Source organism: Proteocatella sp. QWL-06, assembly GCF_058684135.1.
Genome location: NZ_CM178755.1, coordinates 329,850 through 353,208 on the forward strand (window position 1 = coordinate 329,850; position 23,359 = coordinate 353,208).

At 39.9% G+C, this 23,359-nt stretch carries 25 protein-coding genes; 24 read left to right on the forward strand and 1 reads right to left on the reverse strand.

All coding sequences use genetic code 11. From position 1 onward, the window contains the following. Positions 1-52: 52 nt before the first annotated feature. The 5 genes from AC4PGZ_RS01535 (at position 53) to AC4PGZ_RS01555 (ending at position 4,980) form a co-directional block, all read left to right on the forward strand. Positions 53-1,315: an IS1380-like element ISEcp1 family transposase gene (locus AC4PGZ_RS01535; protein ID WP_000608644.1), complete on the forward strand. Its 1,263-nt coding sequence runs from the start codon at positions 53-55 to the stop codon at positions 1,313-1,315. Positions 1,316-1,778: 463 nt separating this feature from the next. Next, a complete protein-coding gene (locus AC4PGZ_RS01540; protein WP_492159333.1) occupies positions 1,779-2,186 on the forward strand; it encodes a MaoC family dehydratase in 408 nt (135 codons plus the stop codon). A gap of 16 nt (positions 2,187-2,202) precedes the next feature. After that, on the forward strand, positions 2,203-3,480 hold the full coding sequence (locus AC4PGZ_RS01545; RefSeq protein ID WP_492159334.1) for a poly(R)-hydroxyalkanoic acid synthase subunit PhaE: 1,278 nt from the start codon (positions 2,203-2,205) through the stop codon (positions 3,478-3,480). 53 nt (positions 3,481-3,533) lie between these two features. After that, positions 3,534-4,592, forward strand: a complete 1,059-nt coding sequence (gene phaC, locus AC4PGZ_RS01550) for a class III poly(R)-hydroxyalkanoic acid synthase subunit PhaC (RefSeq protein ID WP_492160239.1) — start codon at positions 3,534-3,536, stop codon at positions 4,590-4,592. Between the two features lie 79 nt (positions 4,593-4,671). Beyond that, positions 4,672-4,980: a hypothetical protein gene (locus tag AC4PGZ_RS01555; RefSeq protein ID WP_492159335.1), complete on the forward strand. Its 309-nt coding sequence runs from the start codon at positions 4,672-4,674 to the stop codon at positions 4,978-4,980. A 141-nt stretch (positions 4,981-5,121) separates the two neighbouring features. On the opposite strand, the gene AC4PGZ_RS01560 is transcribed toward AC4PGZ_RS01555, so the two are convergent. Then, positions 5,122-6,834: an IS1634 family transposase gene (locus AC4PGZ_RS01560; RefSeq protein ID WP_492159336.1), complete on the reverse strand. Its 1,713-nt coding sequence runs from the start codon at positions 6,832-6,834 to the stop codon at positions 5,122-5,124. 287 nt (positions 6,835-7,121) lie between these two features. On the opposite strand from AC4PGZ_RS01560, the gene rpoB reads away from it, so the two are divergent. From rpoB to rpsH, 19 genes are all read left to right on the forward strand, one after another. Continuing rightward, positions 7,122-10,847: a DNA-directed RNA polymerase subunit beta gene (gene rpoB / locus AC4PGZ_RS01565; protein WP_492159337.1), complete on the forward strand. Its 3,726-nt coding sequence runs from the start codon at positions 7,122-7,124 to the stop codon at positions 10,845-10,847. A gap of 104 nt (positions 10,848-10,951) precedes the next feature. Then, positions 10,952-14,488, forward strand: a complete 3,537-nt coding sequence (gene rpoC, locus AC4PGZ_RS01570) for a DNA-directed RNA polymerase subunit beta' (protein ID WP_492159338.1) — start codon at positions 10,952-10,954, stop codon at positions 14,486-14,488. Between the two features lie 217 nt (positions 14,489-14,705). Further along, complete coding sequence (locus AC4PGZ_RS01575; RefSeq protein WP_492159339.1) at positions 14,706-15,950, forward strand: DEAD/DEAH box helicase; 1,245 nt, start codon at positions 14,706-14,708, stop codon at positions 15,948-15,950. A 245-nt stretch (positions 15,951-16,195) separates the two neighbouring features. Beyond that, the gene (gene rpsJ, locus AC4PGZ_RS01580; protein ID WP_028830013.1) at positions 16,196-16,507 is read left to right on the forward strand and encodes a 30S ribosomal protein S10; all 312 of its coding nucleotides are present in this window, start codon (positions 16,196-16,198) and stop codon (positions 16,505-16,507) included. A gap of 90 nt (positions 16,508-16,597) precedes the next feature. Further along, complete coding sequence (gene rplC, locus AC4PGZ_RS01585) at positions 16,598-17,224, forward strand: 50S ribosomal protein L3 (RefSeq protein WP_492159340.1); 627 nt, start codon at positions 16,598-16,600, stop codon at positions 17,222-17,224. A gap of 24 nt (positions 17,225-17,248) precedes the next feature. Further along, entirely contained in the window at positions 17,249-17,872 is a 624-nt protein-coding gene (gene rplD / locus AC4PGZ_RS01590; protein WP_492159341.1) for a 50S ribosomal protein L4, read from the forward strand. After that, positions 17,872-18,156 carry a 50S ribosomal protein L23 gene (gene rplW / locus AC4PGZ_RS01595; protein ID WP_492159342.1) on the forward strand — a complete coding sequence of 95 codons (285 nt, stop codon included), beginning with the start codon at positions 17,872-17,874 and terminating at the stop codon, positions 18,154-18,156. The genes rplD and rplW overlap by 1 nt, the downstream gene beginning before the upstream one ends. A gap of 15 nt (positions 18,157-18,171) precedes the next feature. Continuing rightward, a complete protein-coding gene (rplB, locus tag AC4PGZ_RS01600; protein WP_492159343.1) occupies positions 18,172-19,002 on the forward strand; it encodes a 50S ribosomal protein L2 in 831 nt (276 codons plus the stop codon). Between the two features lie 26 nt (positions 19,003-19,028). Continuing rightward, positions 19,029-19,310: a 30S ribosomal protein S19 gene (rpsS, locus tag AC4PGZ_RS01605; RefSeq protein ID WP_492159344.1), complete on the forward strand. Its 282-nt coding sequence runs from the start codon at positions 19,029-19,031 to the stop codon at positions 19,308-19,310. A gap of 32 nt (positions 19,311-19,342) precedes the next feature. Next, positions 19,343-19,675, forward strand: coding sequence for a 50S ribosomal protein L22 (gene rplV, locus AC4PGZ_RS01610; protein WP_492159345.1), 333 nt, complete (start codon positions 19,343-19,345; stop codon positions 19,673-19,675). Positions 19,676-19,686: 11 nt separating this feature from the next. Beyond that, positions 19,687-20,475: a 30S ribosomal protein S3 gene (gene rpsC / locus AC4PGZ_RS01615; protein WP_492159346.1), complete on the forward strand. Its 789-nt coding sequence runs from the start codon at positions 19,687-19,689 to the stop codon at positions 20,473-20,475. A 29-nt stretch (positions 20,476-20,504) separates the two neighbouring features. Beyond that, positions 20,505-20,948 carry a 50S ribosomal protein L16 gene (gene rplP, locus AC4PGZ_RS01620; RefSeq protein ID WP_492159347.1) on the forward strand — a complete coding sequence of 148 codons (444 nt, stop codon included), beginning with the start codon at positions 20,505-20,507 and terminating at the stop codon, positions 20,946-20,948. Continuing rightward, complete coding sequence (gene rpmC, locus AC4PGZ_RS01625) at positions 20,938-21,129, forward strand: 50S ribosomal protein L29 (RefSeq protein ID WP_028830004.1); 192 nt, start codon at positions 20,938-20,940, stop codon at positions 21,127-21,129. Before rplP ends, rpmC begins: the two co-directional genes overlap by 11 nt. Before the next feature lie 32 nt (positions 21,130-21,161). Next, positions 21,162-21,419 carry a 30S ribosomal protein S17 gene (gene rpsQ, locus AC4PGZ_RS01630; protein WP_492159348.1) on the forward strand — a complete coding sequence of 86 codons (258 nt, stop codon included), beginning with the start codon at positions 21,162-21,164 and terminating at the stop codon, positions 21,417-21,419. Between the two features lie 26 nt (positions 21,420-21,445). After that, positions 21,446-21,814, forward strand: coding sequence for a 50S ribosomal protein L14 (gene rplN / locus AC4PGZ_RS01635; RefSeq protein ID WP_492159349.1), 369 nt, complete (start codon positions 21,446-21,448; stop codon positions 21,812-21,814). 19 nt (positions 21,815-21,833) lie between these two features. Next, a complete protein-coding gene (gene rplX, locus AC4PGZ_RS01640; protein ID WP_492159350.1) occupies positions 21,834-22,139 on the forward strand; it encodes a 50S ribosomal protein L24 in 306 nt (101 codons plus the stop codon). A 30-nt stretch (positions 22,140-22,169) separates the two neighbouring features. Beyond that, entirely contained in the window at positions 22,170-22,712 is a 543-nt protein-coding gene (gene rplE / locus AC4PGZ_RS01645; protein WP_492159351.1) for a 50S ribosomal protein L5, read from the forward strand. A 15-nt stretch (positions 22,713-22,727) separates the two neighbouring features. After that, positions 22,728-22,913, forward strand: coding sequence for a type Z 30S ribosomal protein S14 (locus AC4PGZ_RS01650; RefSeq protein WP_492159352.1), 186 nt, complete (start codon positions 22,728-22,730; stop codon positions 22,911-22,913). Positions 22,914-22,943: 30 nt separating this feature from the next. Continuing rightward, complete coding sequence (gene rpsH, locus AC4PGZ_RS01655) at positions 22,944-23,342, forward strand: 30S ribosomal protein S8 (RefSeq protein WP_492159353.1); 399 nt, start codon at positions 22,944-22,946, stop codon at positions 23,340-23,342. The last annotated feature ends 17 nt before the right edge of the window (positions 23,343-23,359 follow it).

Sequence of the window (23,359 nt, forward strand, 5' to 3'; positions counted from 1 at the left end):
TCGATATATGGTAAAATAATAGTAAGAAAAGTAGTAAAAAGGGGTTCTAATTATGATTAATAAAATTGATTTCAAAGCTAAGAATCTAACATCAAATGCAGGTCTTTTTCTGCTCCTTGAGAATGCAAAAAGCAATGGGATTTTTGATTTTATTGAAAATGACCTCGTATTTGATAATGACTCAACAAATAAAATCAAGATGAATCATATAAAGACCATGCTCTGCGGTCACTTCATTGGCATTGATAAGTTAGAACGTCTAAAGCTACTTCAAAATGATCCCCTCGTCAACGAGTTTGATATTTCCGTAAAAGAACCTGAAACAGTGTCACGGTTTCTAGGAAACTTCAACTTCAAGACAACCCAAATGTTTAGAGACATTAATTTTAAAGTCTTTAAAAAACTGCTCACTAAAAGTAAATTGACATCCATTACGATTGATATTGATAGTAGTGTAATTAACGTAGAAGGTCATCAAGAAGGTGCGTCAAAAGGATATAATCCTAAGAAACTGGGAAACCGATGCTACAATATCCAATTTGCATTTTGCGACGAATTAAAAGCATATGTTACCGGATTTGTAAGAAGTGGCAATACTTACACTGCAAACGGTGCTGCGGAAATGATCAAAGAAATTGTTGCTAACATCAAATCAGACGATTTAGAAATTTTATTTCGAATGGATAGTGGCTACTTTGATGAAAAAATTATCGAAACGATAGAATCTCTTGGATGCAAATATTTAATTAAAGCCAAAAGTTATTCTACACTCACCTCACAAGCAACGAATTCATCAATTGTATTCGTTAAAGGAGAAGAAGGTAGAGAAACTACAGAACTGTATACAAAATTAGTTAAATGGGAAAAAGACAGAAGATTTGTCGTATCTCGCGTACTGAAACCAGAAAAAGAAAGAGCACAATTATCACTTTTAGAAGGTTCCGAATACGACTACTTTTTCTTTGTAACAAATACTACCTTGCTTTCTGAAAAAGTAGTTATATACTATGAAAAGCGTGGTAATGCTGAAAACTATATCAAAGAAGCCAAATACGACATGGCGGTGGGTCATCTCTTGCTAAAGTCATTTTGGGCGAATGAAGCCGTGTTTCAAATGATGATGCTTTCATATAACCTATTTTTGTTGTTCAAGTTTGATTCCTTGGACTCTTCAGAATACAGACAGCAAATAAAGACCTTTCGTTTGAAGTATGTATTTCTTGCAGCAAAAATAATCAAAACCGCAAGATATGTAATCATGAAGTTGTCGGAAAACTATCCGTACAAGGGAGTGTATGAAAAATGTCTGGTATAATAAGAATATCATCAATAAAATTGAGTGTTGCTCTGTGGATAACTTGCAGAGTTTATTAAGTATCATTGCAGCAAAGATGAAATCAATGATTTATCAAAAATGATTGAAAGGTGGTTGTAAATAATGTTACAATGTGTGAGAAGCAGTCTAAATTCTTCGTGAAATAGTGATTTTTGAAGCTAATAAAAAACACACGTGGAATTTAGGAAGTAAGCTTACAAGCCAATTTACAAGCCGATTTGCAAGTAATCTTACAAATAAGTCTTGCTATCAATTGTATACCAGAACAAGGTTATTTTCAAATTTAAAAATATTTGACTCCAATAAATCACTCTTATATTTTTAAATAACTAACTATTTTGATAAATTTGGGGTATAATATATAAAGGAGGTTGTCAGCTAATTACTTCAGTTTGTTATTTTATAATCAATATCTTGTTCATCAATTTAAAGGGGGAATTGTATGACTTATGAAGAAATTAAATTGGGAGACTCGGCCTTTATCACAAAGACCATCACCAAAGAGGATGTGGAGGAATTTGCCAAGCTATCTTTGGATATCAACCCGATTCACCTGGACCAAGAATATGGGAAGTCCAGTATTTTTAAAGATAATATTGTTCACGGAATGCTAGTTGCTTCACTTATTTCAGCGGTAATAGGAAATGACCTGCCAGGACACGGCACTATTTATTTGGGCCAGGACCTAAAGTTCATGAAACCGGTCTATATAGGTGACACCTGCACAGCTACCGTAACTGTCATTGAAAAAAAAGACGAAAAACACATTATAATTTTGGACACAGTCGTAAGTGCAGGAAATGATGAAAATGTTGTAATTAAAGGACAGGCTGTTGTAAAAAAGCCATAGGAAAAGGAGAAGATTTATGGATTATATGAAAGATTTTTTTGGTGCCCAACAAAAAATGTTTGAAAGTTTTCAAGATACCTACAAGCCATTTTTTGAAACACAAAAAGAAGGTTCTTCTGAAAATATGGGAAATCAATTTATGGATATGCAAAAAAAATGGCTTGAAGGCTGGACTGGGGATTCAAATCCATTTTCCATGTACCAAAAAATGGGAGATACAAAAGGGTTTAACCTCGATGCCTACAAGAGTTTTATAGATATGCAAAAGATGTTTTTTGATAATATGCAAAAATTTGAAAACATATATCCCAAGGGATTAGGGATGTATAATTTTTCTGACTACAATTTTAATAGCTTTAACGAGGCTTTTAATCAATACAAAGATATGTATGCGGACTATGACATTGCAAAGCTTTTTGATCCTAGTATGAGCGAAGTGATGTCAAAAATGTTTGAGGCCAATAAGTTTTATCTGCAAATGTATGAATTTTGGAATGAGTTAAGTAGTGGCATGAAAGATTCTGCGGAAGTTGATCTTACAAAATTTCAAGACCTAATCACCAAAAACTCTAGTATGGCTTATGATATGCTGCTTTCAGCTCTTCCCAATGAGTTTAAGCCCTACCTTTCCGAACCAAAGGGATTAGTAGACCAGTATTTTAACACCATCTCTGGATTTTACACCCCTTGGAAGGATGAATTAGACCAGCTAAGAGACCTCTTTGTAAGAGGCACCCTAAACAATGATATTGAACAAATTTCAGACTTTTTCAAGCTTTGGAAAACAAAATACAATGAAACCTTTGGAAAAATCTTGAGCTCCGACTCCTTTGGTGTCAACAAAAATATCATGGAGCAACAAAATAAGGCTTTCGACAAGATGATTGATATGTTTATTGTGGCATCGGAGTTTTCAACAAAACTAAATGCGGTTCAAAAAAATGCCTTCCAAGCGATTATCGACGAATATGGACAGTTGACAAAAGAAGGCCTTGAAATTAAAACCTTTGAAGAATTTTTTAACTTCTGGTCCAAAAAAATGGATGGCAAGTTAATCGAATACTTCGGAAGTCAAGAATTTTCCCAACTTCTCAGTCAATTTGGGGCAGCAGCCATGGACGTTAAGGCAGAGTTTAACCAATTGATGGAGTATTATCTTGCAGATACACCTATCGTCACCAAAGGCCAGCTAGATAGCATGATTAAAAAGGTTTATGAAATGAAAAAGGAAATAAAAAGCCTTAAAAAAGAAGTTGACGAATTGAAAAAGAGCAAACCTGAAGAAAAGAAATAAGTTTGAATGGTATTTTTTAGGTAGTAGTGAATGGGAGGTTCAATTTGAATAAGATGGATTTTGATATAAAGAAAAATTTTGAAGAGGCCGTTGGTTTTCAAAAAAAGATTCTGAGTGGATTTGACAATATGCTAAATATTGAAGGCCTAGAAGCGGGTGTCTCTGAAAAAGAGTTGGTTTATGAAGAAGACAAGCTTTCCGTGTTTAGATTTAAACCGGTTACAAAAAATCTTCAAAAAACACCCCTTTTGATTGTCTATGCCCTTGTAAACCGGGAAACTATGATGGATCTTGAGGAAAACAACAGTTTTATTCAAAACCTCTTAAAAGAGGGAGTAGATGTTTATATTATAGACTGGGGCTATCCGACCATCGATGACAAATACATCACCATGGAAGACTATATAGAAGGATATATAGACAATGTGGTTGATTTTGTGAGAGAAAAATCCAAATCAGACAAAATTAACTTGTTGGGCGTTTGTCAAGGTGGAACCTTCTCCGCCATTTATTCAGCCCTGCATCCAGAAAAAATAAAAAACCTTATTACCATGGTAGCGCCTATTGATTTTGCGCCGAACGATGCCCTTTTGTTTGCCTGGGGTAAATATCTGGACATTGACAAAATCGTAGATGCCCACCACGGGCTGGTACCTGGGGACTTTATGAACAATGCTTTTGTTACCCTCAAGCCCTTGGCCCTAAATGTGAACAAATATCTCAACTTGGTAGACGATATGGACGATCCAGAAGCCCTTAAGAACTTCCTAAGGATGGAAAAATGGATTTTTGATAGTCCTTCCCAAACAGGACAAGCCCTAAGACAATTTGTCAAAGACCTCTATAGAGATAACAAACTTGTAAAAGGCGAGCTGCAGATCGGGGAGAAAAGGGTAAACCTTCAGAATATAACCATGCCCGTATTGAATATCTATGCCAAAAACGATCATATTGTATCACCAGAATCAAGCAAAAATTTCGAAAAATATGTTGGAACAAAGGATTTTGAGACCCACGAAATTCCAACAGGGCATATCGGTATGTATGTCAGTTCAAAATCAAAAGCCATGGTGGCACCTTTAATAACCCAGTGGCTGAAAGCTAGAAAATAATTAGGCTTTAAAATCTATTTCTTAGAAGCTGATCCGAAGCAGGGTCAGCTTTTGAGCCTGTATGACAAAGGAGATTCAAATGGCTAGCAAGAAGTATCAATTAAAAAAACTCAAAAAAAAGATATTCAGAAATAATAAAAAAGAAAAGCAAAGAATGATGAAAAATCTATGCATCGGCAGTATAGGCGCAGTCAGCGCTGTTAATGTGCTCGCCCTAACAGGTATCTTTATGCCAAAAAAATCCAAGGATAATCAGGAGCTAAGCTCTCAAGTATTAGCCCAGTGCAAGGATAAGGAAAAAAGAAAAAGAGTCAAACAGGTTTCGATTAATGCCCATGATGGACTAGGCCTCAGAGCGACAGTGTTTGAAGCCGAAAATCCATTATAAAAATTTATTGCAAAAAGCATTCCAATATGATATATTTATATAATCTCATCTTTGACACTTTAATGGAATAAAAACCTGTGAATCGAAGCAATATCAACGATTTACAGGTTTTCTTGTTTTTTGAAAAGTGAGTAATGTTTTTTATTTTTTTGTATCTTTGAAAATTTTTTTCATTTGTTTTGTATTTACTATCTGATAATCTGTTCTGAATCCAAATGCATCGTGAAGATCATCAGTTAAATCTGTTCTTGTATATGTTGGAAGGTAGCCTTCACCAGTGATTTCAAAGAAATTCATGTCTCTCAGTCCTGTCACTATGTCGTGACATGTATATTTTTCGCCCAACTTCTTTTCAAGAATTCTGTATATCATGAGTGAAATGAAGCAGGTAGTGAAGTGTGCCTCTATTCTGTCATCACGCTGCAGATATACCGGTCTAGCCTTGAACTCAGACTTCATGATCCGGAAGGATTCTTCAATCTCCCATCTTCTCTGATTTACCTTGATGATTGCGGAAGCATCGTCATCGAGGTTTGTGCAAACCGCATAGAATCCATCGTAAGCGGCTTCGCCGGCAATCAAATCAGTATCAATGGAGTAGCTTTCATTTTCGGCTACCTCACCATTTTCGGTGCAATGAGACTTGGATATGAATCTCTTGTAATCATTTGAATTACACTTCTTCAGTTTTCCAGAGTTTGTATCAATTACTTTCTGTGCGCGTTCTATCTGACGATTCCTGATGCTCTGCTGATACTTCTGATATTTGGTAGAGAATGTCACAATCAGTTTTTGTTCCAGGTCTTTCTCCTTGATCCATCTTTCTTTGTAGAATGTGAGGTCCAAGTTACTGTCCTCATTTAACTCCGTTAAATCATAAAGAACATCTGAACCACTCATTTTCCATCCCGTAGGATCCAGAGCCCATTCCCTGAGAGATGCCTTCAGTTTCTTGATAGACTGAGTAGTTATGAATGCCCGGTCCTGTATGTCGTTGAACTTGCGATTAGCAACAGAAGCCAGCCCGGCATCAGTACATACTACAAATCTTGAAAGACCAAAGTCAGATATTATCTTTTTCTCCAGTGGTTTCAACGTAACCTGTTCATTAGTGTTACCTTTGTTTATGCAAAATGCAAGCGGGAAACCATCCCCATCCATAAACAGTCCCATCTGGACAATCGGATTAGGCCTGTGCTCCTTCGAAACGCCATATTGCCTTAAGCCATCTTCCTGCTCTGTTTCGAAGAAATAGTTGGTGCAGTCATAGTAAAGGATCCCATTGTTTCTGTCGCAGATTTTGAGGCTGTTCTTGTAAAGCTCAGACTGTATGTAATCTGACTCTTTGGCGAGTACTTCCAGAGACCTGTAGAGATGCTGAAGCTCAAATTCAGGCTGTTCCATGAATAACTTCGATTGCTCGCATGTAGCGAGTTTAGAAGCAGGAAAGATAATCCTGCTGTAAACAAGTCTTGAAAGAACCGAATCCAGGTTGTATGTAAATTTGTATTTTTCTGAGATTACCTTTGATATCTTTGAAAGACCCAACTGGTGGTATATCTGCTGCAGGAACAGATATCCGCCATTGAATGTTTTTTGTTCATCCTTGGCAATCTGCTTCGCAGGAGAATACCTGACCATAACTTCTCTTTTTTCTTCTTTTTCTTTTCTTGTAAGCTCAGCAACATAAGCCTTAGCCCATTCGATAGGGTCCTCACCGTTGAGCTTCTCTTTTAGTTCATCATATGTACCAAGTTTTTCAACAACCTTGGAAGTACTAACTCCGTTAACATAAATAGATTTTGTGACATATAATGACGAAGCATTTTTAGATTTAGAAATTTGAAGTCTCATATGAAATACCTCCTATCCTTTATATTATAGCACATTGCTAGACATTGTGCAATAATTATTTTTATAATTTGACAAAAAAATAAGCCTGTTGCAAGGCTTTGGAGCATATTCTAATGGGATAAAGTGTCAAAGATCCGAGCGACAGTGTTTGAAGCCGAAAATCCATTATAAAAATTTATTGCAAAAAGCATTCCAATATGATATATTTATATAATGCTATGGAATAATAATGGGGACGTATGTCTAATTAGAAATTCTTTTTTTATTAATTGAGAGGTGAAGTCTGAATGCTATATCCACATCCTGTGCAAATCGGGAGAAGAAAGAGAATGAGTTTTTCGAAGATTAACGAGGTTACGAGTCTGCCAAATCTTATAGAGATACAGCTTGATTCGTACAAGTGGTTTATCGAAGAAGGACTTAGAGAAGTATTTGAGGAAGTTTTCCCAATTGAAGATTATACTGGAAACATCAAGCTTGAGTTTTTGGACTATTATTTGGAAGAAGAGCCCAAATATGACGTTGAAGAGAGCAAGGAAAGAGACGTTAACTATGCTACTCCGCTGAGAGTCAGGGTAAAGCTTACAGTTCCTGATGAGGATGGATCCAAGATAGTTAAGAATGAGGGTGGAGAGCCCGTGTTCCTTGGAGATTTCCCACTTATGACAGATAAGGGAACCTTCATTATAAACGGAGCAGAAAGAGTTATAGTAAGTCAGCTTGTAAGATCTCCGGGTGTATACTACGCTCAGGAAATTGACAAATCTGGTAAGAAACTGATTTCATCTACAGTTATTCCTAACAGGGGTGCATGGCTGGAGTATGAGACTGATTCCAACGACATAGTTTCTGTAAGGGTAGACCGAGACAGAAAACAGCCAATAACAATGTTGCTCAGAGCTTTTGGCTATGGAAGCAATGAACAGATAAGAGACCTTATCGGAGAAGACGAAAGACTTGAAGCCACCCTTGGAAAAGACAGCACTACTTCAAGAGAAGAAGCTTTAATAGAAATATACAAGAAACTCAGACCGGGTGAGCCGCCAACGCTTGAAAGCGCCGAATCACTCATAAATTCCCTTTTCTTTGATCCAAAGAGATATGATCTCGCGAAGGTGGGAAGATTTAAATTCAACAAAAAACTTTCAATTGCCAACAGAGCAAATGGAAAGAAGCTTACAAGAGATGTCGTGGATCCAAATACTGGAGAGATCCTGTTTGAAGCTGGCCACAGACTTACTTTTGCAGAAGCGGATTCAATAGAAGATACAGGCCTCGAAGCCGTATTCATCGAAGGAGATGAGGGCAAAGAGGTTAAAGTCGTTGGAAACAGATTCGTAGATATTAAAAAACACATTGATTTTGATATAAGCGATTTAAAGATAAAAGAAAAAGTAAGATACAAGGTACTTCAGGAGATCCTCGAAGAAACAGAAGACCCTGAAGAGAGAAGAAACCTTATTTCAAAGAGAAAGCGTCAGCTGGTACCGAAGCATATAGTCATAGAAGATATAGTGGCTTCTGTAAGCTATCAGTTCAACCTTTTCAGTGGAGTAGGAAATCTTGATGACATAGACCACCTCGGAAACCGAAGAGTGAGATCTGTAGGAGAACTTCTGCAGAACCAGTTCAGAATAGGTCTTTCGAGAATGGAAAGAGTAGTAAAGGAAAGAATGACAGTACAGGATACGATGGAGCTCACTCCGAACACTCTTATAAACATAAGACCTGTAACTGCAGCTATAAAGGAATTCTTTGGTTCATCTCAGCTTTCGCAGTTCATGGATCAGACTAACCCGCTGTCAGAGCTTACTCACAAGAGAAGGCTTTCTGCACTTGGACCTGGAGGACTCTCAAGAGACCGTGCAGGATTCGAGGTAAGGGACGTTCACTATTCTCACTATGGAAGAATGTGTCCGATAGAGACTCCTGAGGGACCGAACATCGGACTTATAAACTCACTTTCAGTATATGCCAAGATAAATGAGTATGGATTCATAGAGTCTCCATACAGAAAAGTTGACAAATCAACCGGAATCGTAACGCCTGAGATAGTATATCTGACAGCGGACGAAGAGGATCTTTATATAAGAGCTCAGGCAAATGAGCCGCTTGCTGAAGATGGAAGATTCGTAAACGAGAGAGTTGCCTGCAGAACCGTAAATGGTACAGTTCAGCTCATCGACAGAAACAGGGTAGACGTAATGGACGTTTCTCCAAAGCAGGTTGTTTCAGTAGCTACGGCAATGATACCATTCCTTGAGAACGACGACGCCAACAGAGCCCTTATGGGATCGAACATGCAGCGTCAGGCCGTACCTCTTGTAAGAAGAGAGGCTCCTGTTATAGGAACTGCCATAGAGTACAGATCAGCTGTTGACTCTGGAGCTGTTGTGGTTGCAAGACAAGCAGGAACGGTTGAGAAAGTATCTGCCAACCAGGTAGTCATAAGACGTGAAACTGGCGAAAGAGATTTCTACAAGCTCCTGAAATTCAAACGTTCAAACCAGGGAACATGTATAAACCAGACTCCTATAGTTAAAAAAGGCGATGTCCTTGAAAAGGGAGATGTAATTGCTGACGGACCTTCAACAGACCTTGGTGAGATAGCGCTTGGAAGAAACTGCCTGATCGCCTTCATGACATGGGAAGGATACAACTACGAGGACGCCATACTGATAAATGAGAGACTCGTAAGAGAAGACAGGCTTTCTACAATCCACATAGAGGAATATGAATCAGAGGCAAGAGATACGAAGCTTGGACCTGAAGAGATAACAAGAGACATACCTAATGTAGGGGACGATGCCCTCAAGAATCTTGATGAAAGAGGAATAGTGAGGATCGGAGCCGAGGTTGAATCCGGAGATATACTCGTAGGAAAGGTAACTCCAAAGGGAGAAACTGAAATAACTCCTGAAGAGAGGCTTCTGAGAGCGATATTTGCTGAAAAAGCGAGAGAAGTAAGAGACACATCTCTGAGAGTTCCACATGGAGAATCAGGGATAATAGTTGATATAAGGATATTCACAAGAGAAAACGGCGATGAGCTTCCAGCAGGAGTAAATGAGCTTGTAAGATGCTATATTGCCAAAAAAAGGAAAATAAATGTAGGCGACAAGATGGCCGGACGTCATGGTAACAAGGGTGTTATCTCACGTATTCTTCCAGAAGAGGATATGCCTTTCATGCCAGACGGAACACCGCTTGAGATAGTTCTGAATCCGCTGGGAGTACCATCACGTATGAACATCGGACAGGTACTTGAGGTCCATCTGGGACTTGCTGCAAAACAGCTTGGATGGCACGTAGCTACACCTGTATTCGATGGAGCAAACGAGAATGATATATTCAAGGCTCTGAATGAAGCCGGATATCCTGAAGACGGAAAGATTCAGCTTCAGGACGGAAGGACAGGCGATTTCTTTGACAACAGGGTTACAGTGGGATACATGTACATGCTGAAGCTTCACCACCTTGTTGATGACAAGATCCACGCCAGATCCACGGGACCTTACTCTCTTGTAACTCAGCAGCCACTCGGAGGAAAAGCTCAGTTTGGTGGACAGAGATTCGGAGAGATGGAGGTTTGGGCTCTTGAGGCATATGGAGCAGCTCATACACTTCAGGAAATTCTTACTGTAAAATCCGATGACGTGGTAGGAAGAGTAAGAACCTACGAGTCAATAGTAAAAGGTGAAAACGTTCCTGAACCGGGAATACCAGAATCATTCAAGGTTCTTATAAAAGAACTTCAGTCACTCTGCCTTGATGTAAAGCTTCTTTCAGAAGACGAGCAGGAAGTGGAAGTGAGAGAAGATGTAGATGATATCGAGATAAAAGACGATTCCGTATATATCGATGAAGAGAGAGATGACATGTTTGAGGTAGACATAACAAAGGATGCCTCTATTATTGACGAAGAGTCCACGTTTGATCTTGAATACATGGATGAAGAAGAAGACGAAGATTTCGATGATGATTTTGATATTGACGAAAATGAACTTGACTAATAAACCAGAGAATAAACTGTGCCACAGCGGCACGGTTTATTCCGTAAAAAGTGTTAACCTAAATTTATTTCCAGTATAAGAATAGAAGAAGGGAGCTGCACTCCTTGTTTGAATTAGATAATTTTGAATCAATCAAAATAGGTCTGGCATCGCCGGAGAAGATCAGAGAATGGTCTTATGGCGAGGTTAAAAAACCTGAAACAATAAACTACAGAACATTAAAGCCGGAAAAGGACGGTCTTTTCTGTGAGGCCATATTCGGGCCGCAGAAGGACTGGGAATGTCACTGTGGGAAGTACAAAAAAGACAGAGCAAGACACAAGGGCGTAATTTGTGACAAATGTGGTGTCGAAGTAACCAGAGCAAAGGTAAGAAGAGAAAGAATGGCCCATATAGAACTGGCAACGCCGGTTTCACACATATGGTATTTCAAGGGAATCCCGTCAAGAATGGGACTGCTCCTGGATATGTCACCGAGACTTCTTGAAAAAATCCTCTATTTCGCTTCCTATGTAGTCATAGATCCGGGTGAGACAAACCTCACAGAGAATGCGCTGCTAAGTGAAAAAGAATACAGAGATGCAATAGAGACTCACGGAAGAAACTCATTCGTAGCAAAGATGGGAGCCGAGGCCGTAAAAGAAATGCTAAAGAAGCTTAACCTTGAAGAACTTTCAAAAGATCTCAAAGGCAAGCTTAAGGATGCCAGCGGACAGAAACGTATCAAGGCAATAAGAAGGCTTGAGGTAGTAGAGGCATTCAAGCAGTCAGGAAACGATCCTTCATGGATGATCCTGGATGTAATCCCGGTAATACCGCCGGAGCTGAGACCTATGGTTCAGCTTGACGGAGGAAGATTTGCTACTTCAGACCTGAATGACCTTTACAGAAGAGTAATAAACAGAAACAACAGACTAAAGAAGCTGCTTGAGCTTGGAGCGCCAGACATAATAATAAGAAACGAAAAAAGAATGCTTCAGGAAGCAGTAGATGCACTTATAGATAATGGAAGAAAAGGAAGACCTGTAACGGGTCCTGGAAACAGGCCTCTCAAGTCACTTTCAGACATGCTTAAGGGAAAACAGGGACGTTTCCGTCAGAACCTTCTTGGTAAGAGGGTTGACTACTCAGGACGTTCGGTTATCGTAGTTGGTCCGGACCTCAAGTTCTACCAGTGCGGACTTCCTAAAAAGATGGCTCTGGAGCTGTTCAAGCCATTTGTAATGAACGGGCTCGTAGAAAAAGGCTATGCTCAGAACATCAAGAATGCCAAGAGAATGGTTGAAAAAGTAAAGCCTGAAGTATGGGAAGTTCTGGAAGAAGTAATAAAAGGACACCCGGTACTGCTCAACAGGGCACCGACGCTGCACAGACTGGGAATCCAGGCATTTGAGCCTGTTCTTGTTGAAGGAAAGGCCATAAAGCTTCATCCGCTTGTATGTACAGCTTACAACGCTGACTTCGACGGAGACCAGATGGCAGTTCACGTACCGCTTTCAGTGGAAGCCCAGGCAGAGGGAAGATTCCTTATGCTTTCTCCGAACAACATCATGGCGCCTAAAGACGGTTCTCCTATAACAACTCCTTCGCAGGACATGGTTCTTGGAGCGTATTACCTGACTATGGAAGAAGAAGGTGTTCAGGGAACGGGATCTGTATTCAAGGATTTCGATGAAATGATGCTTGCGTATGAAAACAAGCAGGTTAATCTTCATGCGAGAGTCAGAGTAAGAATAAAGCTTGATGAGAATGACAAGGGACAGCTCGTAGAGTCAACAGTAGGAAGGTTCATATTCAACAACAACATACCTCAGAACCTTGGATATGTTGACAGAAGCGTGGACAAGTATTCTCTCGAGGTAGACTTCATACTTGCGAAGAATCAGATAGGAAAAGTAATAGACAAGTGCTTCAGAAAGCACGGAAATACTGCAACAGCGCTTATGCTTGACAAGATAAAGGATCTTGGATTCAAATATTCAACAAAGGGTGCGATGACCGTATCAGTTGCGGATATGATAATTCCAGAAGAAAAGCATGATCTTGTAAGACAGGCAGAAGAAAAAGTTGCAAAATATGAAAAGAATTTCAAGCGTGGTCTTATGTCAGATGAAGAGAGATACGAAAGAGTAATCGAAACCTGGGCAGCTACAACTGACCTTGTAACAGACGCTCTTATGAAAAACCTCGGCCCGCTTAACAACATAAACATAATGGCAGTATCCGGAGCGAGGGGTTCTAAGAACCAGATAAGACAGCTTGCAGGAATGCGTGGTCTTATGGCCAATGCTTCAGGTAAGACCGTTGAGATACCGGTTAAATCAAACTTCCGTGAGGGTCTTACAGTACTTGAGTACTTCACATCCTCACACGGAGCCAGAAAAGGACTTGCCGATACGGCGCTTCGTACGGCCGATTCAGGATACCTTACAAGAAGACTTGTTGACGTATCTCAGGATGTCATCATAAGAGAGATAGACTGTGGAACGACAGAAGGAATCGAAGTAAGCGCATTCAAGGACGGAAACGAAGTAATAGAACAGCTTTATGACAGAATAGTAGGAAGATATCCGGTATCAGATGTGCTTCATCCTCAGACCGGTGAAATTATAGCAAGAAAAGGCGAAGAGATTTCAGAAGAGGTTGCAGAAGAGATAGTTGCAGCGGGAATCACAACCCTTGTTCTGCGTACAGTCCTCAACTGTAAGTCAAAGCATGGAGTATGTGCTACATGCTACGGAAGAAACCTTGCGACAGGAAAGAACGTGAATGTTGGTGAGGCCGTTGGTATAATAGCAGCTCAGTCAATCGGTGAGCCGGGAACGCAGCTTACTATGAGAACCTTCCATACAGGAGGAGTTGCGGGTGGAGACATCACGCAGGGTCTTCCAAGGGTTGAGGAGCTTTTCGAGGCTCGTAAGCCAAAGGGACTTTCTGTTATAACCGAAGTTGCAGGAACTGTGAAGTTCGTAGAAAATGGAAAGCGTAAAGACATCATAGTTACTACTGAATCAGGCGAAGAGCATGAGTATCAGATACCATACGGCGCTATGCTGAAAGTCAGAGACGGACAGCATGTTAAGCCGGGCGAGCAGCTTACTCAGGGATCAATAAACCCTCATGATATCCTCAGGGTTAACGGCGTAATCGGAGTTCAGGACTACATCGTTAAAGAGGTTCAGAGAGTTTACAGGCTCCAGGGTGTTGATATAAACGACAAGCATATCGAGATCATTGCGAGACAGATGCTGAGCAAGGTAAAGATCGAAGAGCCAAATGACTCGACTTTCCTTTCTGGAGCACTCATGAGCCTCGCAGAGGTGAGAAGATCAAACGAAAAGCTGGAAGAAGAAGGCAAAGAGCCTGCAACCTTCAAACAGGTTCTTCTCGGAATCACAAAGGCTTCTCTTGCAACAGATTCATTCCTTTCTGCAGCTTCATTCCAGGAGACAACAAGAGTCCTTACGGAAGCAGCTATAAAAGGAAGCAAGGACAATCTAATAGGTCTGAAGGAGAATGTTATAATAGGAAAGCTTATACCAGCAGGTACAGGCCTCAAGCGTTATAAATCAATCCACATAACAAACCTTGAAGAGACTCCAAACTATCCAAAGCAGGATGGAGACAACATAGCCCTGTAATAAGACTTATAAAATCAGGAATATGATACAGCAAATAAATACCCGCCCTCTGTAAATTACAGACGGCGGGATTTTTTATGTAAAAAGCGCTATGATGACAATGGTAAACGGGAAGACAGTTTACGAAGCTTAAAAAATAGAAATGGATAAAATGCTGATAATAGGGTATAATGAAATATTAGAATATGAACATTTTATTATAGAGTCAGGATGGAAAATGAAATTTGAAGATTTGAAACTTGAAAAACAATTATTAAAGGCACTTGCTGAGGAAGGTTACAAAAAGCCGTCCCCTATTCAGGTGCAGGCAATCCCGCCAGCTCTTGAGGGACGGGACATATTAGGCTGCGCGCAGACTGGAACCGGAAAAACTGCGGCGTTCGCACTGCCAGTGCTGAACAAGCTGATAAATCACAAAACAAGGGGTCGAAGAGAAATAAAGGCGCTCATACTGACGCCTACGAGAGAGCTTGCTCTTCAGATACACGAGAGCATCGAAGCATATGGAAGGCACACCGGCATAAGAAGCTGCGTGATTTTTGGCGGAGTATCGGCAAAGCCTCAGATAGAAAAGCTGAGAAAAGGAGTAGATATTCTTGTAGCAACCCCGGGAAGGCTCAAGGACCTTGAATCCCAGAAAGAGATAAATCTGAAAAGCCTGGACATATTCGTGCTTGATGAGGCAGACAGGATGCTGGACATGGGATTCATACATGACGTCAAAAAAATAATCTCCATGATTCCGGAAAAAAGGCAGACAATGTTCTTTTCAGCAACTATGCCACCGGAGATACAGGATCTTATTTCAAAGATACTCAAAAATCCAGTGAGGATAGAGGTGGCTCCTGTATCTTCAACGGCAGATACAATTGAACAGTCAGTATGCTTCGTAGACAAGAACAACAAACACAGGCTTCTCATAGAATTTCTCAGAAGCGGCAGGATATCGTCATCTCTCGTTTTTACCAGGACAAAACACGGTGCTGACAAGTTAGTGAAGGAGCTTCTCAAAGCGGGTATAAATGCCAGAGCAATTCATGGAAACAAATCGCAGGGAGCGAGGCAGACGGCGCTTTCAGAGTTCAAGAGCGGGAAAATAAAAGTGCTTGTAGCTACTGACCTTGCAGCCAGAGGAATAGACATAGATGAGCTTTCCCATGTATTCAACTACGACCTTCCAAACGTACCGGAAACATACGTTCACAGAATAGGCCGGACAGGAAGAGCGGGGCTGAGAGGAATATCTATATCTTTCTGCAACATAGAGGAAAAGCCATATCTTAAGGATATCGAAAAGCTAACCGGGAATAAGATTGACGTAAATGAAGATCACTCATACCCGATGATGATAATGACCGTGCCAGAGAAGGAAAAAACTTCAGGCAGACAGCCAAGATCATTTGCTCAGAAGGCGGAAACAGCTCAGAACTCTCGCAGAAGAAAGCCTTCGAAAAAAAAGTAAAAAAATAGCAAAAAAAATGTTGCATTTATAGACATGCTGTTATATACTATATTAGTGTGTTTAATAAGAATTGCGTAGAAACGGAAGGTGGCTGGTTAAGTCCAGGGAATTTCCGTGGAGCATGCAACATCAATGAATGTGGCGACTAGAGCCGTAAAGGCTGTTTTTTTCGGAAGTTTACGAAACGCCCGGAACAGTTTACGGATCGAGTCGTACGAGAATCGTACGATAGGAGGTAAAGAAGAATGTCTAAGAACCAAAAAATCAGAATCAGATTAAAGTCTTATGATCACAGAATGCTGGATCAGTCGGCTGAGAAGATTGTAGAAACTGCAAAAACAACAGGTGCTTCAGTAGCGGGTCCAATACCACTTCCAACAGAGAAGCAGATAATCACAATCCTGAGAGCGGTACACAAGTACAAAGACTCAAGAGAGCAGTTCGAAATAAGAACTCACAAGAGACTTATCGATATTTCGAATCCAAGTCCAAAGACTGTAGATTCGCTGATGAGATTAGATCTCCCAGCAGGAGTAGATATCGAAATTAAACTTTAATTCAAAATGAAGTTAAGGTATTACAATAAAAGATACCTTATCTTAGAATGATTGCATAGCAATCCGCTGTAAGAATAGGAGGGTTCCAGAATGAATGGAATATTAGGAAGAAAACTGGGCATGACTCAGATATTCACTGAAGACGGAATAATGGTTCCGGTAACAGTAGTAGAGGCAGGACCAATGGTAATTACACAGCTTAAGACTGTTGAAAACGACGGGTACCAGGCTGTACAGGTTGGTTATGGAGAGGTTAAAGAAAAAAGCCTTAACAAGCCACAAAAAGGACACTTTGCAAAAGCAGGAGTAGGCCTTAAGAAATTCGTAAGAGAGTTCAGAAGCGAAGATGTTGCAAATTACACATTAGCTCAGGAGCTAAATGTATCAATGTTTGAAGTTGGACAGAAAGTTGACGTTACAGGAACTTCAAAAGGTAAAGGATTCCAAGGACCTATAAAGAGACATAATCAGTCAAGAGGACCAATGAGCCATGGTTCAAGATACCACAGAGGACCTGGATCAATGGGAGCTGCATCTGACCCATCAAGAGTTTTCAAAGGAAAAAAACTTGCAGGTCATATGGGAGCTGTTAGAAGAACAATCCAGAATCTTGAAGTAATAAGAGTTGACGCTGAAAAGAACTTAATACTAATTAAAGGAGCGATTCCTGGACCTAAGAAGGGCTTAGTAGTAGTTAAGAAAGCCATCAAAGGTTAATGCAAAGGAAAGGAGGAATAAAAAATGCCTAAAGTTGATGTATTAGACTTAAACGGAAAGAAAATTGATGAAATAGAACTGTCAGAAAGTATATTCGCAATAGAGATGAGTGAGCATGCGGTTTACGAAGCTATAAAGAATTACCTGGCAAATCAGAGACAGGGTACACAGTGCACTAAAACCAGAGCTGAAGTACGTGGCGGAGGAAGAAAGCCATGGAAACAAAAAGGAACTGGTAGAGCAAGACAGGGTAGCACAAGATCACCACAGTGGAAAGGCGGCGGAGTAGTATTCGCACCAAAACCAAGAGATTACAGCTACGCAATCCCTAAGAAAGTTAAGAGGCTTGCGATGAAGAGCGTTCTTACTTCAAAAGCTCTTGAAAACAAGCTGATAGTAGTGGATGAATTTGCTATGGATGCTCCAAAGACAAAGGATTTCATGAACGTAATGTCAGCACTTAACACTGGAAAGAAACCACTTATAATTACAGCAGAAAATGCACCTGCAGTAGTTAAGTCAGGAAGAAATATTCCAGGAGTAAAAGTTTCTTTTGTTAACATGCTGAATGTATACGATATCGTAAACAGCGACACGCTTGTTATAACAAGAAAAGCAGTTGAAAAAGTAGAGGAGGTGTACGCATAATGCTAGCACAAGATATCATAATAAGACCAGTAATTACTGAGCAAAGTATGACACAGGCACAGGATAAAAAGTACACTTTCATAGTTGCAAAAAATACAAACAAGACTGAAATAAAAAAAGCTGTACAGGAAATATTCAAAGTAAATGTGGAAAAAGTAAACACTATGAACTATGCTGGAAAGACAAAAAGAATGGGAAGAAACGAAGGAAAGACGTCTTCTTACAAAAAAGCAGTTGTAACCTTGACAGCAGCAAGCAAAGAAATAGAGTTCTTTGGTGTATAAAAGGAGGGGAATTAAATGGCTATAAAGAAGTATAGACCTACGTCACCTGGTTTGAGATCTCTTACAGTACTGAATTCTGACGAGATAACTAAACACGAGCCAGAGAAGACTCTTCTTGCAACATTAAAAAAGAACGCAGGAAGAAATTCAAGAGGTAAGATAACAGTTCGTCACAGAGGTGGCGGTGCAAAGAGAAAATACAGAATAATCGACTTCAAGAGAGATAAAGATCAGGTACCTGCAAAGGTTGCCGGAATCGAATACGATCCAAACAGAAGTGCAAACATAGCGCTGCTTCACTACGTTGACGGAGAGAAGAGATACATCCTTGCTCCAGTAGGACTTAAAGTAGGCGATATGATATACTCAGGAGCAGATTCAGACATAAAAGTTGGAAACTGCCTTAAGATGAAAGACATGCCAGTTGGAACAATAATCCACAACATAGAGCTTAAAGAAGGAAAAGGCGGACAGATCGTAAGATCAGCAGGAACTTCAGCACAGCTTATGGCAAAAGAAGGCAAGAACGTTCTTCTAAGACTTCCATCTGGAGAGATGAGATATGTAAACGCGAACTGCAAGGCTACAATCGGACAGGTTGGAAACATTGAGCACGGAAACGTTGTAATAGGTAAGGCTGGAAGAAAGAGACACATGGGAATCAGACCAACTGTAAGAGGATCTGTAATGAACCCTAATGACCATCCACACGGAGGAGGAGAAGGTAGATCTCCAATAGGAAGACCATCACCAGTAACTCCATGGGGTAAGCCAGCACTTGGTTACAAGACAAGACAGAAGAAAAAAGCATCAAGCAAGATGATAGTATCAGGAAGAAAGAAATAATAACCCTTGAAAGGAGGATTTCATAAGTGGGAAGATCATCTAAAAAAGGCCCTTTCGTACACGAAGGACTTTATAAAAAAATATTAGAAATGAACAAAACAAATGATAAGAGTGTTGTTAAAGTATGGTCAAGATCATCAACAATATTCCCGGAATTCGTTGGACACACAATAGCAGTACATGATGGAAGAAAACACGTTCCTGTATATGTAACTGAAGATATGGTAGGACACAAGTTAGGAGAATTTGTTCCAACTAGAACATTCAAGGGACATAAGGACGACGATAGATCTTCAAAGAGAAAATAATTCCTGTTATAATAAGGAAGGAGGTAAGAAACATGCAAGCGAAAGCAATAGCGAAATACGTGAGAACTTCCCCAAGAAAAGCGGGATACGTATGCTCACTGGTTAGAGGAAAGAACGTTGACGAAGCAATAGCGATCTTAAAATATATGCCTCACAGAAGTGCAAAGATAATATCAAAAGTAGTTGCATCAGCAGCAGCAAATGCTGAAAATAACAACAATATGGACAGAGAAAAACTATACGTTGCAGAGATATATGCAAATCAGGGACCTACTCTTAAGAGATTTATGCCAAGAGCACAGGGTAGAGCAACAGGTATAAGAAAAAGAACTAGCCATATCGGAGTTACAGTACAAGAGAGATAGGAGGAAATAGCATGGGTCAAAAAGTTAACCCACACGGACTGAGAGTCGGAGTCAACAAAGACTGGGATTCCAGATGGTTCGCTGGTAAAGGTGATTTCGCAGCATTCATAAAAGAAGACGCTGTAATAAGAGACTTTGTAAAGAAAAAGCTATACCTATCAGGCGTAGCTAAAATAGAGATAGAGAGACAGGGACAGAAAGTTAAGGTAAATGTATTCTCTGGAAAACCTGGAATGGTAATCGGAAAAGGTGGACAGGGAATCGAAGACCTTAAGAAGGATATCGAGAAGCTGACAAAAGGAAAGACGGTATTTGTCAACATAATCGAGGTATCAAGACCTGAAAGAGATGCACAGTTGGTTGCAGAGAGCATAGCAATGGCTCTTGAGCGCAGAATAGCATTCAGAAGAGCTATGAAGCAGGCAATGCAGAGAGCTATGAAATCAGGAGCTAAAGGAATCAAGGTTGCTACAGCAGGAAGACTTGGTGGAGCAGAGATGGCCAGAACAGAAGGATATTCAGAAGGAATCGTTCCGCTGCATACACTTAGAGCTGACATAGAGTACGGATTCGCAGAAGCAGATACAACATACGGAAAACTAGGCGTAAAAGTATGGATATGTAACGGTGAAATATTACCATCAAGAAGAGGACCTAAGAGAGATTTCAGCGCTCCAATGGTAGCTCCAAAAGATGCAGGAAGAAAACCAAAGAGAAGAGACTTTGATCCAAACGCTAAGAGAGGCGACAGACCTAACAGAAAAGGGCCTAGACCTGCTAATAGAGACGATCAGAACTAGGTCTTATTCAAAGGAAGGAGGAAACAATTATGTTAATGCCAAAAAGAGTAAAACGTCGTAGAGTACACAGAGGCCATATGGCAGGAACTGCACAAAAAGGAAATAAGCTTGCTTATGGAGATTTTGGACTAGTTGCAATGGAGCCATCGTGGATAACTGCAAATCAGATAGAGGCTGCGCGTATAGCAATTAACAGATATATAAAAAGAGGCGGTAAGGTGTGGATAAAAATATTCCCACACAAGCCAATAACACAAAAGCCTGCTGAAACTCGTATGGGAGCCGGTAAAGGTTCTCCGGAGTACTGGGTAGCAGTAGTAAAGCCAGGAAGAATATTGTTTGAATTATCAGGTGTTTCTGAAGAGAAAGCCAGAGAAGCCATGAGACTTGCTAGTCACAAATTACCAATAAAGTGTAAATTCGTGACAAAAGCAGATTTTGAAGTAAAGGTTGGTGACACGAATGAAGGCTAAGAATTTAAGAGAAATGACTAACGAAGAACTTTCTACTAAATTAACAGAGCTTAAAGTAGAATTATTCAACCTTAGATTCCAGCTGGCAACAGGACAGCTTGAGAATCCTGTAAAAGTTAAGTTCGTTAAAAGAGAAATAGCTCGTGTAAAAACTATTTTAAACGAGAAGCAAAGAGCGTAACAAAAGCCTGTTTGGAGGGAGGTCAACGAATAATGGAAAGAGCAAATAGAAAAATCAGAATCGGATATGTAACTTCTGATAAAATGGATAAGACTGTTGTAGTATCAATAGTTGAGTTTGTGCGTCATCCACTGTACGGAAAAGCAGTTAAGAGAACTATAAAGTTCAAGGCGCATGATGAAGAGAACACTTGTAAAACAGGTGACCGTGTAAAAATAATGGAGACTCGTCCACTTTCTAAGGATAAGAGATGGAGAGTTGTAGAAGTAATAGAAAGAGCTGCTGAATAAATTTTAGCAGGAAGGAGGCAGATACAATGATACAACAAGAATCACGTCTTAGAGTTGCAGATAACTCAGGAGCAAAAGAGCTACTTTGTATTAGAGTATTAGGTGGATCTACTAGAAAGTCAGGAAACATCGGTGACGTTATAGTGTGTTCAGTTAAAAGCACAACGCCAGGCGGAGTTGTTAAAAAAGGTAAAGTAGTGAAGGCGGTAATAGTTCGTACAAAGACAGGCGTAAGAAGAAAAGATGGTTCATACGTTAAATTTGACGAAAATGCTGCAGTAATAATCAAAGATGACAAGTCTCCAGTAGGAACTCGTATATTCGGGCCTGTTGCCAGAGAACTTAGAGATAAACAGTTTATGAAAATTATTTCACTTGCACCAGAAGTACTATAATTCAAGGAGGTGTTAGAAAGTGCGTATAAAAAGCGGAGATACAGTCGTAATTATAAGTGGAAAAGATAAAGGCAAAAAAGGTAAAGTAATGCAGGTATTCCCAAAGGCAGAGAAGGTTCTTGTTGAAGGAGTAAACGTAGTTACAAAGCACCAGAAACCAAGCAAGGATCATCCACAGGGTGGACTGCTAAAAAAGGAATCAGCTATTCATTGTTCAAACGTGATGCCGTATGACTCAAAAGCTGGAAAAGGCGTTAGAGTATCATACAAAGAAATGAATGGCAAAAAAGTTCGTGTTTCTAAAAAAACAGGCGAGCAGATATAGATTTAAAATGGGATGAAAGGAGGCAAATAAATGGCTTCAAGACTTAGAGAAAAATATACAAATGAAATAGCCAAGGCTATGATGGAGAAATTCAACTATTCAAACGTTATGGAAATTCCAAAACTTGACAAAGTTGTTATAAATATGGGACTTGGATCAGCAAAAGAAAACGTAAAGCTTCTTGATGCGGCAGTAGCAGAACTTGAGACTATAACTGGACAAAAGGTTGTTGTAACAAAAGCCAGAAAATCAGTTGCGAACTTCAAGCTTAGAGAAGGAATGCCAATCGGAGCTAAAGTTACACTTAGAGGAGACAACATGCTGCACTTCGTAGACAAGCTTGTTAACATCTCTCTTCCACGTGTAAGAGACTTCAGAGGAGTAAACACAAAATCTTTTGACGGTAGAGGAAACTACGCTCTTGGAATAAAAGAGCAGTTAATCTTCCCTGAGATAGAATATGATAAAGTGGATGTAGTAAGAGGAATGGACATAATATTCGTTACTACAGCAAAAACTGACGAAGAGGCAAGAGAGTTGTTAAGACTTTACGGAATGCCTTTCGCTAAGTAGAAGGAGGTAAAAAGCATGGCAAGAAAAGCTATGGTAATTAAACAGGCAAGAAAGCAAAAGTACTCTACTAGAGAATATACAAGATGTAGCCTTTGCGGAAGACCTCACGCAGTTCTTCAAAAATTCGGAATATGCCGTATATGCTTTAGAGAATTAGCTTACAAAGGACAAATACCAGGAGTAAGAAAAGCAAGCTGGTAATTGCAAACCATGGAAGGAGGTTAAAAAATCATGACAATGACAGATCCAATCGCAGATATGCTGACACGTGTAAGAAACGCGAATACAGTTAGACACGAAAATGTTGACGTACCTGCATCAAATATAAAGAAGGAATTAGCTCGTATACTTCTTGAAGAAGGATTCATAAAAGGATACGATGTAATCGAAGATGGTAAGCAAGGCCTTATCAGATTACAGTTAAAGTATGGCAAGAACGGTGAGAAAGTTATCACTGGAATAAAGAGAATATCAAAGCCAGGTATGAGAGTATACGCAGACAACCACTCAGTACCAAAGGTATTAAACGGACTTGGAATTTCAATAATTTCAACATCAAAAGGAATACTAACTGACAAGCAGGCTAGAGAGCTTGGAATAGGCGGAGAGGTAATCTGCTACGTTTGGTAATAATATGCAAAGGAGGT

Excerpts from the sequence above, each read along its gene's own strand:
- AC4PGZ_RS01535 (WP_000608644.1), top strand. The coding sequence starts at position 53 with ATGATTAATAAAATTGATTTCAAAGCTAAGAATCTAACATCAAATGCA.
- AC4PGZ_RS01540 (WP_492159333.1), top strand. The coding sequence starts at position 1,779 with ATGACTTATGAAGAAATTAAATTGGGAGACTCGGCCTTTATCACAAAG.
- AC4PGZ_RS01545 (WP_492159334.1), top strand. The coding sequence starts at position 2,203 with ATGGATTATATGAAAGATTTTTTTGGTGCCCAACAAAAAATGTTTGAA.
- phaC (WP_492160239.1), top strand. The coding sequence starts at position 3,534 with ATGGATTTTGATATAAAGAAAAATTTTGAAGAGGCCGTTGGTTTTCAA.
- AC4PGZ_RS01555 (WP_492159335.1), top strand. The coding sequence starts at position 4,672 with ATGGCTAGCAAGAAGTATCAATTAAAAAAACTCAAAAAAAAGATATTC.
- AC4PGZ_RS01560 (WP_492159336.1), bottom strand. The coding sequence starts at position 6,834 with ATGAGACTTCAAATTTCTAAATCTAAAAATGCTTCGTCATTATATGTC.
- rpoB (WP_492159337.1), top strand. The coding sequence starts at position 7,122 with ATGCTATATCCACATCCTGTGCAAATCGGGAGAAGAAAGAGAATGAGT.
- AC4PGZ_RS01575 (WP_492159339.1), top strand. The coding sequence starts at position 14,706 with ATGAAATTTGAAGATTTGAAACTTGAAAAACAATTATTAAAGGCACTT.
- rpsJ (WP_028830013.1), top strand. The coding sequence starts at position 16,196 with ATGTCTAAGAACCAAAAAATCAGAATCAGATTAAAGTCTTATGATCAC.
- rplC (WP_492159340.1), top strand. The coding sequence starts at position 16,598 with ATGAATGGAATATTAGGAAGAAAACTGGGCATGACTCAGATATTCACT.
- rplD (WP_492159341.1), top strand. The coding sequence starts at position 17,249 with ATGCCTAAAGTTGATGTATTAGACTTAAACGGAAAGAAAATTGATGAA.
- rplW (WP_492159342.1), top strand. The coding sequence starts at position 17,872 with ATGCTAGCACAAGATATCATAATAAGACCAGTAATTACTGAGCAAAGT.
- rplB (WP_492159343.1), top strand. The coding sequence starts at position 18,172 with ATGGCTATAAAGAAGTATAGACCTACGTCACCTGGTTTGAGATCTCTT.
- rplV (WP_492159345.1), top strand. The coding sequence starts at position 19,343 with ATGCAAGCGAAAGCAATAGCGAAATACGTGAGAACTTCCCCAAGAAAA.
- rpsC (WP_492159346.1), top strand. The coding sequence starts at position 19,687 with ATGGGTCAAAAAGTTAACCCACACGGACTGAGAGTCGGAGTCAACAAA.
- rplP (WP_492159347.1), top strand. The coding sequence starts at position 20,505 with ATGTTAATGCCAAAAAGAGTAAAACGTCGTAGAGTACACAGAGGCCAT.
- rpmC (WP_028830004.1), top strand. The coding sequence starts at position 20,938 with ATGAAGGCTAAGAATTTAAGAGAAATGACTAACGAAGAACTTTCTACT.
- rpsQ (WP_492159348.1), top strand. The coding sequence starts at position 21,162 with ATGGAAAGAGCAAATAGAAAAATCAGAATCGGATATGTAACTTCTGAT.
- rplN (WP_492159349.1), top strand. The coding sequence starts at position 21,446 with ATGATACAACAAGAATCACGTCTTAGAGTTGCAGATAACTCAGGAGCA.
- rplE (WP_492159351.1), top strand. The coding sequence starts at position 22,170 with ATGGCTTCAAGACTTAGAGAAAAATATACAAATGAAATAGCCAAGGCT.
- AC4PGZ_RS01650 (WP_492159352.1), top strand. The coding sequence starts at position 22,728 with ATGGCAAGAAAAGCTATGGTAATTAAACAGGCAAGAAAGCAAAAGTAC.
- rpsH (WP_492159353.1), top strand. The coding sequence starts at position 22,944 with ATGACAATGACAGATCCAATCGCAGATATGCTGACACGTGTAAGAAAC.